The organism is Nocardioides sp., assembly GCF_036274455.1.
GTDB lineage: Bacteria > Actinomycetota > Actinomycetes > Propionibacteriales > Nocardioidaceae > Nocardioides.
Genome location: NZ_DASUFR010000069.1, coordinates 1 through 13,861 on the forward strand (window position 1 = coordinate 1; position 13,861 = coordinate 13,861).

Consider the following 13,861-nt stretch of genomic DNA (forward strand, 5'->3'; position numbering starts at 1 on the left):
GGGCGGGTGCTCGACGTGGCTGCGACGCGCCATCGCCTGGATCCGCTCGGCCTCCTCGGGCGGGTCGAAGTAGCCGTGGTGGCGGTAGATGTCGATGCGCAGGCAGATGCCCTCGACGTCCAGCTCGGGGTGGAACTGCGTGGCGTAGACGTTGCGGCCGATCCGGAAGCCCTGGACCGGGCAGGTGGCGGACGACGCCAGCAGCACCGCTCCGCGGGGCAGCCGGGAGACCGCCTCCTTGTGGCCGAGCAGGGCGGTGAAGCTGGCCGGCAGTACGCCGAAGAGCTGGTCGGCGCGGCCCTCGGCGCTGAGCTCGATCGTCATGGGACCGATCGGCTCGGAGTACTCCCGGTCGACCACACCGCCCGCCAGGGTGCCCAGGGTGCCGATGCCGTAGCACGCGCCCAGGAACGGGAAGTCGGCCTCGACCACCTGCAGGGCCAGCTCGCGCAGCCGGGTCTCACCGCGGCGCTGGGCCTCGTCCTTCAGCGGGTCGGGGTCGCTGATGTTCCACGGCCCGCCGCCGAGCACGATCCCCGACCAGTCGTCGAGGGAGACCGGGCCGAGCTCGTCGCGCTCCAGCCGTACCCGGCGCACGTCGCGCTCGTCGAGGCCGGCGCACCGCAGGACCGCGGCGTACTCGTCGTCCGCCGGCTCGTCGTGCGCACGGATGCCGAGGAACAGGAAGGGCCTCATCTCACACCTGGACGGCCACGCCTCGCTCGATCAGCGAGTCGACGTCGGAGATCCCCCACGCGGTCAGCGCCTCGCGGGTGTGCGTGCCCGCCTCGGGAGACGGAGGGAGCCCGAGCGTGGGCGGGGTCCGCGAGAAGCGGGGCGCGGGCTGCGGCTGCACGACTCCCGCGTGCTCGACGAACGTACGCCGCGCGACGAGGTGCGGATGCCCGGCGGCCTCGCTCACCGGGATGACTCCGGCTACGCACGCGTCGGTGCCCTCGAACAGCTCGACCCACTCGGCCTGGGTCCGCTGCCTGAACGTGTCGGTGAGCAGCGCGCGCAGCTCGTCGTAGCGGTCCAGCTCGTCCTGCCCGGGAGCGGTGTCCTCGATCCCGAGCGTCTCCAGCAGCACCCGGTAGAACTGCGGCTCGAGTGCACCCACCGAGACGTGCCGCCCGTCCGAGGTCTCGTAGACGTCGTAGAACGGGACGCCACCGTCGAGCAGGTTGGCACCCCGGCGTTCCTGGTAGCCGCCACCGGCCAGGAACGCCGAGGTCATCGCGTTGAGGTGCGCGGTGCCGTCGACGATCGCCGCGTCCACGACCTGGCCCAGACCGGAGACACGGGCCTCGAGCAGCCCGGCGAGGATGCCGATGACGAGGTAGGTCGACCCGCCGCCGAAGTCACCGACCAGGTTCGCCGGGAACTGGGGCCGGTCCGGCGTCTGGCCCATCCCGAACAGCGCACCGGCCACCGAGATGTAGTTGATGTCGTGGCCGGCCGCCTGCGCCAGCGGGCCGCCCTGGCCCCAGCCGGTCATCCGGCCGTAGACCAGCCGCGGGTTGACCTCGTGGCACTGCTCGGGCCCGATGCCGAGCCGCTCGGCCACCCCAGGCCGCATCCCCTCGACCAGCACGTCCGCGCCGCCGGCCAGCTCGAGCACGACGGCTGCCGCCTCGGGCCGCTTCAGGTCGAGGGCCACGCTGGGCCGGCCCCGGTTGAGCACCATGGTGGCGCCGCCGGAGAGGAGCTGGCCGCCAGGCCGCTCGACCCGGACCACGTCGGCGCCGAGGTCGGCCAGGATCATGCACGCGTGCGGTCCGGGGCCGATGCCCGCGATCTCGACGACCCTGACCCCGCGCAGGGGACCGGTGCCGCCGCCCAGCTCGATAGTCATTCCGGGCAGCATGGCAGACGATCGAGAGGTCCCCCCGGGCGTGTCCGAAAGTGCGCGAATCACCCGGTTTGAGGATGGTTGCGCATCCTCCGATCGGATAGTTTCCTGCTGTGATTCTGGGGGGACACCGGCCGTCACGGCCTGCTGAGGACGAGTCGTCGAGACCGAAGGGCGCGCGTCCTTCGTCGCCGGGCAAGCGCTGACACACGCAAGCGCCGCCCACGAGCCGGTCAGTGCTCGTGCCGTCCGGCATGCCCGCCCGCCGTCCCGGGGGTGAGTGATCGGCCCTGGGTCCAGGTCCACCCCGGCATCGTGCGTCTCCGCGCTCACGGTTGGATGACCGAGTGAGCCTGATCCGTGACCTGACCGACGAGGAGGCCCGCGCCGCCCTCGTCCTCAAGTGGGGCGAGACCGAGCCCGGAGTGCTGCCGGCCTGGGTGGCCGAGATGGACTACGCGATCGCGGAGCCCATCACCTCGGCTCTGCGCGACGCGGTTGACCGGGGCGAGGTGGGGTACCCGGCCTTCGTCCGGTCCGGCGGCAAGCTGGGGGAGGCGTACGCCGGTTTCGCCCTCCGTCATTTCGAGGCCGACGTGCCGCCGGACCGGGTGCTCCCCACCGCGGACGTGACCGTGGGCGTGCGGATCGCGCTCGAGGTGCTGAGCGAGCGGGCACCCATGGTGCTGCCGCTGCCGGCCTATGACCCGCAGCACGGGCTCGGCCGGATCACCGGGCGCGAGCAGTGGGACCTGCCGGTCGAGCCGGACGCCGACCGCTACGTCGTCGACCTCGACGAGCTGGACCGGCTGTTCGCGCGCGGCGCGCGGACGCTGCTGCTCACCCAGCCGCACAACCCGGCCGGCCACGTGCACACCAGGGAGGAGCTCGAGGGGATCCGTGACGTGGTCGTGCGCCACGGCGCCCGGGTGGTGAGCGACGAGATCCACGCCCCGCTCGTGCTGCCGGGCGCCGAGTTCGTGTCCTACCTCTCCCTGGAGGGGACCGCGGACCACGCGGTCGCGGTCGTGGCGGCGTCGAAGGCGTTCAACATCCCCGGGCTGAAGTGCGCGCAGATCGTGACCGGCGACGACGCGACCCGGGACCGGCTGGTCGAGATCCCGATGGCGCAGAACGACTCGTGGGGGTCGCTCGGCGTGGTCGCTGCGGTGGCGGCCTACACCGAGGGTGACCCGTGGCTCGCGGCGCTGGTCGAGCGGCTCGACCAGCAGCGCATGCTGCTCGGGCGGCTGTTGACCGAGAACCTCCCGCAGGCGCGGATGCGGCCGCTCGAGGCGACGTACATGGCCTGGCTCGACCTCCGCGCCTACGGCCACGACGACCCGGCCGAGGTCCTTCTGCGCGGCGGCGTCCGGGTCTCGCCCGGGCAGGCCTACTGGCCCGGCCTCGGCGGCCACGTGCGGCTCAACATCGCCACCTCACCGGAGCGGCTCACCGAGATCGTCCGGCGGATGGCCGCGGCGCTCACCGGTGGTCGCGGTGGTGGTGATGATGGTGGTGCTTCGGGCGCGCCACCCGCTTGAACTTGTAGCGCGCCGGTGAGCGGTCCTGGTTGCCGGCGGCGTCGACCGCCCGCACCAGCAGCCGGTGCTTGCCGACCTTGACCGAGTGGCGGAACGGCGAGTGGCAGCTGCGCCACGGCAGGTTGTCGAGCCTGCACTGGAACTTCGTGCCCGGCTCGGTGGAGACGAACTTGAACTTCACCTTGGCCTTGTGGAACCGCTTGGGCGGCTTCTTGGTGAACGCCGTGTCGGGTGCCTTGGTGTCGACGGTGAAGCCGGTCGTCGGCGGGTTCGGCTCGACGTTGAAGACCGCGTCGGTGGCCCGGACGCTGAACGTGTGCGGCCCGTCGGGAAGCGGCGTGGTGGTCGTCGGGCTGCTGCACGGCTGGAACGCGCCGGCGTCGAGGCGACACTCGAACCGGGCGCCGTGCTCGCTCCGGAACTGGAAGACGGGCGTGTTGTCGTTGGTCGCGGCCGGTGGGCGGGCCACGAAGGTCGTGACCGGTGGCTTGATGTCGCGCAGTTCGTAGGCGCCGAGGTCGGGGATCGGCGAGCCGTTGCCGTCACCGTCGAAGGCGCGCCCATCACCATTGCGGTCGTCGTTGGTGCTGGTCAGCGGGTCGCCCTTGTCGACGACCGGGGAGCCGGAACGCAGCGCGAGGTCGCCCCCGCCGGGGCCGCTGGACACCGGGTCGATGAACGCCGGGTCGACGTCCAGGTTGGCGCCGCCGTTCTGCGTCACCGAGCCGCTGTTGCTCTCGTCGGTTGTCTGGAAGTCGGTGTGGTGGACATTGACCGAGGCTGCCGCCCCGGCGGCCGCCACGGACACCGCCGGCCCCCACACGATGGAGTTGACCAGGCTGACCGCGGCCGCGGCGCCCGACGAGGTCGCGAGGACGCCACGCGAGCCACCGGTGCCACCCACCACGGTCAGGTGCCGCGCGTCGACGGTGGAGCCGGCCTCCGCACGCAGCCCGGTCTGGCCGCTCGTGTCGAGGTTGAGCACGGTGTTGTCGATCGCCAGGGCACCGCCGCCCGCGACCACGCCGGTGCCCGACGTGCGCACCGTCGCCCGGGAGACCTGCGCAGGGCCCGAGGCCTGGTCGACGCCGGTGTTGCCGGAGCCGCGGTAGAGATTGACGATCGAGTTGGTCACCTTGGCGCCGGTCTCGAGGCCGATGCCGACCGCGGTCGACGCGGGCGCCGCCGGGTCGTCGGCGACGATCACGTTCTGCGCGATCGAGCCCGCGCCGCGCAGCGCGATTCCCTGGGCGCCGGAGCCGCTGACCTCGACCCGGACGTTGCGGATCGTGACGTTGGTGCCGCTGACGTACGGCGCGGCGGCGCCGCCCTTCAGCAGGGTGGCGTTGGGTCCGGCGCCGTTGTTGGACCCTTGGATCGTCAGCGACGACGCCGAGCCGTCGAACACGTACGGTCCGTCGGTGTAGGTCCCCGGACCGATCCTGATGACACTGTCCAGGCCGTCCATCTGCGCGATCGACACCGCGGCGGGGATGGTCGCGGGCCGCTCCTGGCAGTCCGGGTCGCCGGGTCTGTTGACGCAGATGATGTACGGGTCGGCCGCGTCTGCCGGGGAGGCCAGCAGCACGGGGAGGGCAGGGGCGACGAGGGCTCCGAGGAGGAGTGCCGGACGAGGGCGCACCCGTCGAATGTACGTCGCGCCGGAGCCGGACCGGCTCAACCCGACGGAGGAAGCACGCGGCGCAGGAACTGCCGGGTGCGCTCCTGCTCGGGAGCCACCAGCAGCTCCCCGGGTGGGCCGTGCTCGAGGATCCGGCCACCGTCGAGGAAGCAGACGCTGGTGGCGACCTCCCGGGCGAAGCTCATCTCGTGGGTGGCCAGCACCATCGTCGTCCCGGCCTCGGCGAGGTCGCGGACGATGGTCAGCACGTCGCCCACGAGCTCCGGGTCGAGGGCCGCGGTGATCTCGTCGAGGAGCAGCAGCTCGGGCTCGGTGCAGAGGGCGCGGACCAGCGCGACCCGCTGCTGCTGGCCGCCGGAGAGCCGGTCGGGGTGCTTGGCGATCTGGTCGGCGAGGCCGAACCGGGACAGCAGCTCGGTGGCCCGGGCGACCGCCTCGGAGCGGGGGACGCCGTGCACCCGTACCGGCGCCAGCACGCAGTTGTCGAGCACGGTCAGGTGCGGGAACAGGTTGAAGGCCTGGAAGACCATGCCGATCCGCCGGCGTACCGAACGCGGGTCGACCCGCGGGTCGGAGATCTCGGCGCCGTCGAACCGGATCACACCGTCGTCGATCTGCTCGAGGAGGTTGAGGCAGCGCAGCAGCGTCGACTTCCCCGACCCCGACGAGCCGATCAGGCAGATGACGTCGTGCCGGTCGACGGTCAGGTCGATGTCGGCGAGGACGACCTTCTCGCCGTACGCCTTGCGCAGGTCGGAGACCTCGAGCAGCGCGCTCACAGGGCACCAGCCCGCTCGCGCTCCATCCAGCGCCGCTGCAGCCAGTCGCAGAGCCGAGCCAGCGGCACGGTGCAGACGATGAAGAAGCCCGCGACCACGACCAGCGGGGTGTAGTTGAAGTTGTAGTTCCCGTAGTCGCGGGCGCTGAAGAGCGCGTCGAAGAGACCCACCGAGGAGACCAGCGCGGTGTCCTTCTGCAAGGAGACGAAGTCGTTGAGGAGTGGGGGTACGACGCGGCGTACCGCCTGTGGCACGACCACGAACCGCATCGCCTGCCCCCGGCTCAGCCCGAGCGCCGAGGCGCTGTTGAGCTGCGAGGGGTGGATCGAGTCGATGCCGGCACGGAACACCTCGGCGACGTAGGCCCCGTAGGAGACGACCAGCGCCACCCCGGCCCAGAACAGCAGGCTGTTCGGGACGCCCTGCAGCCTCAGTGCCGGGAAGCCGAAGGCGAAGAGCACCACCAGCAGGATCGTCGGGATGCCGCGGACGACGTCGGTGTAGCCCACCGCGGCCAGGCGCAGCGGCGTGAGCCACGGCGAGCGCGAGCTGCGGGCCAGGGCGACCGCCAGGCCGAGGACGAGGATGCACGGCTCGCAGATGAGGAACAGCTTCACGTTGATCCAGAAGCCCTCCAGGATCGCGTGGAAGGACGCGCGCGCATGATGACCGCTGAAGAAGAGCGCGTGCACGCTCGGCCAGCCCGGCGAGGCCAGGATCGCGGCGACGATGGCACCGAAGACCACGACGGTCACCGCCGTCGCGATCAGGGTCGACCTGATCCGCTGCGAGCGCCGCAGCGCCCGGCGTTCGAGCTCGTGCGCGCTCGGGGTCCAGCCGTCCGTCACTGCAGCACGGGCACGGCCTGGTAGTCGGCCAGCCACTGGGCCTGGAGGGCGTCGATGGTGCCGTCGGACGTCATCGCCGCCAGCGCCGAGTTGACGCAGGAGACCAGCGGGTTGCCCTTCGCGAACAGCATTCCGAACTGGTCGGGACCGATCTTCGGGTCGATGAACTGGCCGACCACAGTGCTGTTCTTGATCTCGGCTTCACTGATGAAGACCGCCGTCGGCAGGTCGGCGACGATCGCGTCGACCTGGCCGTTGACCAGCGCCTGCTTGGCGGCGTTGGTGTCCTCGAACACCATCGGGTCGGACACGATGTCGCGCGCCGCGGAGAGCGAGGTCGTCCCGGTCTGGGCACCCAGCTTGAACGAGGCCAGGTCGTCGACCGAGGTGGCCTTCGCGACGTCGGAGTCCTTCATGGCGATGATGCCCTGGCTGCCGTCGTAGTAGCTGTCGGAGAAGTCGACCACCTCGGCACGCTCCGGCGTGATCGTGATCTGGTTGATGTCGAAGTCGAAGTCCTTGTCCCCCGGCTTGTACGAGGTGTTGAACGGGACCTTCACCCACGTCACCTGGTCGGCACCGAAGCCGAGCCGCTTCGCCACCTCGTAGGCGACCGCCGACTCATAGCCCTTGCCGTTGGACGGGTCGTTGCCCTTGAACCACGGGTCGTAGGCCGGTGAGTCGGTGCCGACGGTCAGCTGCCCGGCGGTCTTGAGGTTCAGCTGGTCGGTCGCGCACGCGTCGACCGGCGAGGCCGAGGTGGTCGTGCCCGCGCTCTCGGTCGCGGTCGGCGCGCTCGAGGTCTCGTCGGTGGCGCTGCTGCCGCTGTCGTCGTCCTGCGGCGCACAGGCCACGAGCGGGACGAGGACGAGAGGCAGGACGGCCAGACCGGTACGCACGCGCATGAGCGAGATCGTAGGGCGCTCTCCGGCCCCCTGGCATGACCCGTCCACGGTATTCCTACTGAGCCGGTCTACTTACTGCGCGTGTCCCACCTACCAACGGCCGCTGCAACATCCGGGACCCGCGCGGCCACACCCTGACCCGGCAGAACTCTCGAGCACGACGCGCTGCCAGCGGGGGGAACCGGCAGGTCGACGCGCGACCGGGGTAGTCCGTGACAAATTGGCTGTGGAGAACGGTGTTCGGGCAGCCACTTCGTCACGGACTACCGCGATTGGGTCAGAGCTCCATCAGCCGACCGGGCCGGAAGCCGGGCCAGGTCTCGGCGGCCCTATCGCGCAGGTCGCCGAGGTCGGCCTGCCAGGTGTGGCCGGAGTCGGTGCGGCGCAGCATGTAGCCCAGGCCGTGCGACCGGTAGATCTCGCCGCCGGCGACCCGGACCGCGTGGATCAGCTGGGCGTCGACGTGGCGGCGTACGCGCCGGAAGCCGCCGACCTCGTGCAGCAGCCCGCGCTCGACCAGCATCGTGCCGCCGGCGACGAACCCGCGGTAGACCTCGCTGGGCGCGCCGAGCCGCACGGTCAGGTCCAACGGCTCGAGGTAGTAGACGTCGTCGGGCATGCCGACCAGCTCGGCGCCGCTGTAGGCGCGGGCCAGCAGCAGGTCGGCCGCGAAGTCCGGTGCGTACCAGTCGTCGTCGTCCATCTTGAGGACGACGTCGCCCCCGGCCGCGGCGGCGGCGGCGTGGAGGACGTCGCCGAAGAACGTCTCGGCCGGTTGCGGCACCAGCTGCACGAGTACGTCGCCGGCCAGCTCGCGGACCAGTCCGGCGTCCGGCTCGAAGCCGTGCGGCGCCAGCACCAGCTCCAGCTGCTCGACGCCGCGCTGCCGGGCCACATGCCCCAGCGCGTGCTCGAGCAGGTCGGGACGGCGGGTCGCCATCACCACTGAGACCGACGGCTGGTGGTGCACCCGGACACCGGTCAGCTCACCGAGCCGGCGTCGCCACGCGGTGACCGAGAACTCCGAGAGCGCCGCCCGGCGCAGCACGACGCTGTGCTCCTCCCGGGCCTGCGGCTCGGTGAGGTCCACCGGCGCGGTCAGCGCGGCGGCAACCCGCTCGCCGAGCAGCGCGGCCACCTCGGGGTCGAGCTGCGAGGCGGTGATCGGGACGCCGGCCATGGCGAGCCCGGCGATCGCGCGGGCCTCGGGCTGGGCGGGTGCCTGCGACGGCTCGGCGCGTACGCCGAGCGCCGGCCGGAGCCGCCGCACCATCGCCTCGGTCGGGCCGCGGCCCCAGTCCAGCTCGTCCAGCTCGACCACCTGGCCGGTCGCCGCCGGGTCGAAGCCCGTCGGGTTGAGGATCCGCTCGTCCAGCGGGCCGAGGGCGAGCGGACCCGACCGATCGCGCTGGGTGACGACCAGCGGCTCGCGGCCGGTGATGTCGACGTCGGCCTCGTCACGGCTCTCCACCCAGTCGACGAGCAGCACGTCGCGGGGGACCTTGTCGCTGGTGAAGAAGTCGGTGACCAGGCCCCGGTCGCCGACCCGGTCCGGCCAGACCGACTGCCGGCCCAGCTCGAGGACCACCCGGTTGACCGGGGCCGGCGACTCGAAGCGCAGCACGGTCAGCCACCCGCCGTCGACGGCCCGGGATCGGATCAGCTGCAGCGCCGGCCACTCCGGCCGGGGCGTGAACGACAGCGCCGAGGTGGCCTCGTCGAGCCAGACGGCGAGCGCCGCCGTACGGACGCCGGGCCGGATCCGCAGCGCCCGGAGCTCGCCCCGGTCGCGCACGGTGACCGCCACGCGGTCGTAGCGCCCGGCGTCCACGTGGCCGTCCGGACCGATCACGGCCTGCGACCGTGGGGCCTCGTCGAGGAAGGCGTTGAGCGCCGGGCCGGGACCCATCAGGTCTCCTGGAGCTCGAGCCGCAGCGTGAGCGGTCGTGGTTCGAGCTGCATCCAGTGCTTGGTCACGTGGTCGACGACGTGCACGCCGGCGGGCGCCTCGATCCGCTTCAGCCCCTCGATCTCGTGGCCGCGGCCCTCGTGGAGCGCCTTCATGACCTCCATCTCGCGGGCCTTGCGCGGCGTGCGGACCGGGTCGAACGCGGTGTCGCTCCAGTGCGCGAACTCGTCCTGGTCGAGCCACTTCAGCTCGACGCACATGCCCTCCGGCGCGACGATCCGCTCGCTGGTCGCCGGGAACTCACGGACCTCCCACTCGAAGGCCTTCACGAAGGTGAACTCCGGCCCCATCGGGTAGATCCACGGTTCGAGGAACCGGTAGCCGAGGTCGAGCCACGCCACCGACTCGCTCTCCACCGACATCGGGTGGCGCGGGATCGCGACCACGGCGTTGGAGTCCTCGAGCTGCCACGACAGGTCGCGCAGCAGCTCGACGCCCTCGGCGGTGAGGACCATGTCGCCGTCCCACTTCATCGAGTACGACGTGCGCACGTGCGAGAACGACCAGTTGTAGAAGTAGGTCAGCGAGTGGACCGAGTCGGGCGGGGTGTTCAGGTGCTCGGTGCCCGCGCGCGCCACCGTGAACGGGTAGCGCTCGAGCGTGAACCGGTCCGTCGCCCGGTGCTCGTCCGCCACCTGCTGGGCGAGCTCGGCGGTGCCGTCGCCGGAGCCGTTGTCCACGAGGACGACGTGGTCGACGGCGTCGAACATCGGCGGCAGCACCCAGGGCAGGTTGCGCGCCTCGTTCTTGACCCGGAAGACGCAGGTCAGCCCGGGCGTGAGCGGCCCGTCCTCCCAGGCCCAGTGGATCGGGAAGTCGGCGGGGTCGGCCCCACCGCCGGTCGAGCTCGTCGAGACCACCGCAGCGTCCGCGCCTACTTGCCCAGCGTCCTGCGGATCCGACGCTTCGCCCGGACCGTGAAGGCACTCGGGTGCGGCGGCCGCTCGGCGAGCGCCTGCTCCCGGCCCTGCTCCTGTCCCTGGCGCCGGGCGGCGATCACGCTCGACTGCGCCACGGCCTCGGCCTCGTCGTAGAACGCGACGTACGCCTCGCGCACCTCGTCGAGCAGCGCGTGCACGTCGGGGGTGTCCCCGCCGGGCTCGGCGAGCTTGCTCAACCCCGTCCACGTCTCCTCGGCCAGCTCGCGGAGCCGGGCCGGGACCTGGACGTCGTCCCACGTGGTCTCCACCCGCTTGAGGTCGGGGTCGATGAACTGGTGCACGGCACGGATGGTGTTGGCGCTGGCACCCTTGACCGCCTCGAGGTCGAGCTCCTGGCCGAGGCGGAACACCGGGACCGTCCAGTCCGTCAGCAGGTCGTCGTACCGCACGAAGGCCCGCCTGCCGGACCGGGTGGCGCGCTCGGTGTGCAGCATCATGTTCACCCAGGCCGCGGTCCGCTGGACCTCGCTGAACGCGCTGCCGGTCTGGCCGGGTGCGTAGTAGCGCTTCTTGCTGCCGACCACCTCGGTGACGTGGCGGAGCATCGTGACGTACGACGCCTGCGCGTCGCAGCGCAGCGCCGCTGACTTCCACAGGCCAAGGAACCACGCCAGCCGCGGGTCCTTGATCACGAGCTCGTCGATGGCGGGCTCCTCGCCGACCGCCTCCTTGAACTGAGGGCCGAGCCACTCGGTCAGCCGGGCCCGGGTGATGCCCGAGGCACTGGCCTTGCCCGTCTCGTACCACGCGGAGGGCCGCGAGTCGGAGACCTGCACGTGGCACCGCTGCAGCAGCTCGTGGTGGAGGTCGACGACCCACTTGGACTCCGCGAACCCTTTCGGGTTGGTCTCGTCGGCGCGCACCTCGGGCTGCGGGACGTGCATGCCGAGCGCCTGCAGCGCCCCGGCCATCGTCGACGTACCGCTGCGTCCCGAGCCGACCACGAAGACCACGCGGCGTTTCGACTGGGTGGTCAACGGAACGGTCTCGAACACGCACGGCAGCCTAACGGCGCACCCCGGAGGCTCGCCGAGCCCATCGATCGATCGGTGGACCCCTCGTCCGATCGACTGATCGGAGGGGACCCGGTCCGATCGACTGATCGGTGGGGCCGGCACCCGATCGACTGATCAGAGGGGATCCGGTGCGATCGACTGATCGGTGGGGAGCCGGCCCGATCGATCGATCGGTGGGTCAGTCGACTCGCTCGGACTGGGTCGCGATGAACTGGCGATACCAGTCGAAGGACCGCTTGGGCGTGCGCTTCTGGGTCTCGAAGTCGACGTGCACGAGGCCGAACCGCTTGGTGTAGCCCTCGGCCCACTCGAAGTTGTCCATCAGCGACCAGCAGTAGTAGCCGCGGACGTCGACGCCCCGGTCGATGGCCTTGGCCACCGCGTCGAGGTGCGACTCGAGGTAGTCGATCCGGGGCTGGTCGTCGACCACGCCGTTCTCGTCCGGGCCCATGTTGTAGGCGCAGCCGGACTCGGTGATCATCAGCGGGGGCAGGGCGGCGCGGAAGCGCGCGCGGGCCATGACCAGCCACTCCCGGAGCGCATCGGGCACGACCGGCCAGCCGAAGTCGGTGACCGGGTAGCCGACGATCTGGCGGAACTCGAAGGGGAGCTCGGAGTCCTCCTCGGTGGCCGCGATCCGCATCGGGTTGTAGTAGTTGACGCCGTAGAAGTCGAGCGGCTGGCGGATCGTGGTGAGGTCGCCGTCCTGGATCGCGTCCTCGACCAGGGGCAGGCAGTCCTCGGGGTAGCGGCCGAGGAGCATCGGCTCCATGAACAGCCCGTTCCAGAGGCCGTCGAACAGCTTGGTGGCGCCCACGTCGGCCTCGTCGTCGCTGGCCGGCCACATCGGTGCGTGGTTGTTGGCGCAGCCGATGCTCGGGATCCGCCCGCGCACCGACTCGCGGAGCGCGATCGAGGCCCGGCCGTGCGCGACCAGCAGGTGGTGCGCCACGGGGAGCGCCTCGAACATCAGCGCCCGGCCGGGGGCGTGCATCCCGATCGCGTAGCCCATGATCGTGACGACGTTCGGCTCGTTGACCGGCACCCAGTGCTCGACGCGGTCGCCGAACCGCTCGCCCACGATCGCGGCGTAGTCGGCGAACGCGTCGATGGTCGCCCGGTTGAGCCAGCCGCCGTCGTCCTCGAGCGCCTGCGGCAGGTCCCAGTGGTAGAGCGTCGTCATCGGTTGCACGCCGTGCTCGAGGCACGCGTCGATGAGCCGGTCGTAGAACGCCAGCCCCTTGGGGCTCGGCCGGCCCTTGCCCGAGGGCTGGATCCGCGGCCAGGAGATCGAGAACCGGTAGCCGTTGGCGCCCAGCTCGCCCATCAGCGCGACGTCCTCGGGGTAGCGGTGGTAGTGGTCGCACGCCTGCGCACCCGACGAGCCGTCGATGATCGCGCCCGGCTTCGCCGTGAAGGTGTCCCAGATCGAGGGGCCCTTGCCGTCGCTCGAGACGGCGCCCTCGATCTGGTACGCCGCGGTGCTGGTGCCGAATCTGAACCCGGGCGGGAACGGGCGCATGGCGTCAGGATGTGACTCCCCCACAGGCACAATCTGTCATGTGTCCGTCGCGATCCGCCGGGGAACCGACCGATTCGTGGACCGGTCGCCGGGCCGGCTCACCGCGCACGCGTTCTCGTTCGGCGAGCACTACGACGCCGATCACGTGCGGTTCGGCCCGATGGTCTGCCACGACGACCACCTCCTCCGCATGGGGGAAGGCTTCCCGCCGCACGACCACGCTGGTCTGGTCATCGTCAGCTGGGTGCTGAGCGGAGCGCTCGACCACGAGGGCCCGTCGGGACCCCAGCGCGTCGGGCCGGGCCAGGTGGCGGTCCTGCGCACGGGCGCCGGCGTCACCCACGCCGAGGTCGCTGCCGCGCCGCAGACCAGGTTCGTCCAGGTCTGGCTGGACGCGCCGGGAGCCCACGAGCCGTCGTACGCGGTCGCGACACCGGACCCGGCCACGGGCGAGCTGGTGCGGGTGGCCGAGCCGCTGCCGGGTGCGGTCCTCTCGGTGGCGCGCCTGGACGCGAACCAGGCGCTGACCGTCCCCAGCGGTCCGCTGACGCACATCTTCGTCGGCCGCGGCGCACTCCTCCGCTCGTCGCTGGCCGAGCCACTGCAGGTCGGCGATGCGTTCCTGTTCACCGACGAACCCGCGCACGAGGTCATCGCCGGCGTCCCGACCGAGCTGCTGGTCTGGCAGTTCGCCTGACGTCAGCCGGGCGTCGCGGGCAGCGGCCCGTGCCGCATCGCGAACAGCCCGGCCGCGGCGCGGTTGTCGGCCCCGGTCACCGAGGCAGCGATCGAGGCGGCGATGCAGCCGCAGTGACCACCCGGGGTGCCGACCACCGGGCCATG

13 protein-coding genes are annotated in these 13,861 nt (G+C 71.6%); 2 read left to right on the forward strand and 11 right to left on the reverse strand.

All coding sequences use genetic code 11. From position 1 onward, the window contains the following. Positions 1-696 (reverse strand): glutamine amidotransferase (locus VFV89_RS06260; RefSeq protein WP_329705055.1); only part of this gene is annotated, 696 nt, incomplete at its 3' end. A gap of 1 nt (position 697) precedes the next feature. Then, complete coding sequence (locus VFV89_RS06265) at positions 698-1,855, reverse strand: CaiB/BaiF CoA-transferase family protein (RefSeq protein WP_329705056.1); 1,158 nt, start codon at positions 1,853-1,855, stop codon at positions 698-700. A gap of 344 nt (positions 1,856-2,199) precedes the next feature. Between VFV89_RS06265 and VFV89_RS06270 the strand changes: the two genes are divergently transcribed. After that, positions 2,200-3,396 carry a MalY/PatB family protein gene (locus tag VFV89_RS06270; protein ID WP_329705057.1) on the forward strand — a complete coding sequence of 399 codons (1,197 nt, stop codon included), beginning with the start codon at positions 2,200-2,202 and terminating at the stop codon, positions 3,394-3,396. Here VFV89_RS06270 and VFV89_RS06275 read toward each other — a convergent pair. The 8 genes from VFV89_RS06275 to VFV89_RS06310 form a co-directional block, all read right to left on the reverse strand. Then, the gene (locus VFV89_RS06275; RefSeq protein WP_329705058.1) at positions 3,338-5,038 is read right to left on the reverse strand and encodes a hypothetical protein; all 1,701 of its coding nucleotides are present in this window, start codon (positions 5,036-5,038) and stop codon (positions 3,338-3,340) included. The genes VFV89_RS06270 and VFV89_RS06275 overlap by 59 nt on opposite strands. Before the next feature lie 35 nt (positions 5,039-5,073). Further along, positions 5,074-5,808, reverse strand: coding sequence for an amino acid ABC transporter ATP-binding protein (locus VFV89_RS06280; RefSeq protein WP_414690351.1), 735 nt, complete (start codon positions 5,806-5,808; stop codon positions 5,074-5,076). 5 nt (positions 5,809-5,813) lie between these two features. Continuing rightward, positions 5,814-6,665: an amino acid ABC transporter permease gene (locus tag VFV89_RS06285; RefSeq protein WP_329705060.1), complete on the reverse strand. Its 852-nt coding sequence runs from the start codon at positions 6,663-6,665 to the stop codon at positions 5,814-5,816. Next, entirely contained in the window at positions 6,662-7,570 is a 909-nt protein-coding gene (locus tag VFV89_RS06290; protein ID WP_329705061.1) for an ABC transporter substrate-binding protein, read from the reverse strand. Before VFV89_RS06290 ends, VFV89_RS06285 begins: the two co-directional genes overlap by 4 nt. Positions 7,571-7,847: 277 nt before the next feature. Beyond that, positions 7,848-9,479, reverse strand: coding sequence for a hypothetical protein (locus tag VFV89_RS06295; protein ID WP_329705062.1), 1,632 nt, complete (start codon positions 9,477-9,479; stop codon positions 7,848-7,850). Next, complete coding sequence (locus tag VFV89_RS06300) at positions 9,479-10,399, reverse strand: hypothetical protein (RefSeq protein WP_329705063.1); 921 nt, start codon at positions 10,397-10,399, stop codon at positions 9,479-9,481. Before VFV89_RS06300 ends, VFV89_RS06295 begins: the two co-directional genes overlap by 1 nt. A 14-nt stretch (positions 10,400-10,413) precedes the next feature. After that, on the reverse strand, positions 10,414-11,475 hold the full coding sequence (locus VFV89_RS06305) for a sulfotransferase family protein (protein ID WP_329705064.1): 1,062 nt from the start codon (positions 11,473-11,475) through the stop codon (positions 10,414-10,416). Between the two features lie 199 nt (positions 11,476-11,674). Continuing rightward, complete coding sequence (locus tag VFV89_RS06310) at positions 11,675-13,018, reverse strand: GH1 family beta-glucosidase (protein WP_329705065.1); 1,344 nt, start codon at positions 13,016-13,018, stop codon at positions 11,675-11,677. Positions 13,019-13,058: 40 nt separating this feature from the next. On the opposite strand from VFV89_RS06310, the gene VFV89_RS06315 reads away from it, so the two are divergent. Then, positions 13,059-13,715, forward strand: coding sequence for a pirin family protein (locus tag VFV89_RS06315; protein WP_329705066.1), 657 nt, complete (start codon positions 13,059-13,061; stop codon positions 13,713-13,715). 2 nt (positions 13,716-13,717) lie between these two features. Here the strand turns inward: VFV89_RS06315 and VFV89_RS06320 are convergent, their stop codons facing one another. Then, complete coding sequence (locus tag VFV89_RS06320; RefSeq protein ID WP_329705067.1) at positions 13,718-13,852, reverse strand: hypothetical protein; 135 nt, start codon at positions 13,850-13,852, stop codon at positions 13,718-13,720. Positions 13,853-13,861: the final 9 nt, after the last annotated feature.

What these genes read in the sequence shown, in the direction of transcription:
- VFV89_RS06265 (WP_329705056.1), bottom strand. Translation starts at nt 1,855, where the DNA reads ATGACTATCGAGCTGGGCGGCGGCACCGGTCCCCTGCGCGGGGTCAGG.
- VFV89_RS06290 (WP_329705061.1), bottom strand. Translation starts at nt 7,570, where the DNA reads ATGCGCGTGCGTACCGGTCTGGCCGTCCTGCCTCTCGTCCTCGTCCCG.
- VFV89_RS06295 (WP_329705062.1), bottom strand. Translation starts at nt 9,479, where the DNA reads ATGGGTCCCGGCCCGGCGCTCAACGCCTTCCTCGACGAGGCCCCACGG.
- VFV89_RS06310 (WP_329705065.1), bottom strand. Translation starts at nt 13,018, where the DNA reads ATGCGCCCGTTCCCGCCCGGGTTCAGATTCGGCACCAGCACCGCGGCG.